General features: G+C 55.9%; 1 protein-coding gene. It reads right to left on the reverse strand.

Annotation, left to right across the window (positions count from 1 at the left end):
• Window positions 1-39: 39 nt before the first annotated feature.
• Window positions 40-237: a hypothetical protein gene (locus AC1RPJ_RS08030; protein WP_481762885.1), complete on the reverse strand. Its 198-nt coding sequence runs from the start codon at window positions 235-237 to the stop codon at window positions 40-42.
• Window positions 238-333 lie beyond the last annotated feature (96 nt).

Genomic DNA, 333 nt, shown 5'->3' on the forward strand with positions numbered 1-333 from the left:
GGATAGGGGCCGCGTCGATTGGCTTGAGCGCGCGTCGCATTAGCTGCGGTCCATCAGAAACTTGTACACGTCGCGCGGCGTCTTCAAATCCACGTTTTTGTAGACAATGCCGTGTGTCGTGCGTACCGGGTCCGACACCTCGATAGTGCCGTCTTGCAGCGTACGCGCATCGTACCCGGCGGCGCGCAGCGCAGCCAGCGGGCCTTTCATTTCGTGAGATTTGGTAATTGCGTTCATTTCGTTTTACTCCGTAGCGGTTAGTCGATGGGTCTAGTATGATCGCGTTTCTGGCACGTGTCAACAGTACCCGACTAATTTACTCGGGTTTGTAGC

It is taken from the genome of Dellaglioa sp. CoH-57-MRSF-17, assembly GCF_056782015.1.

What these genes read in the sequence shown, in the direction of transcription:
- AC1RPJ_RS08030 (WP_481762885.1), bottom strand. Translation starts at nt 237, where the DNA reads ATGAACGCAATTACCAAATCTCACGAAATGAAAGGCCCGCTGGCTGCG.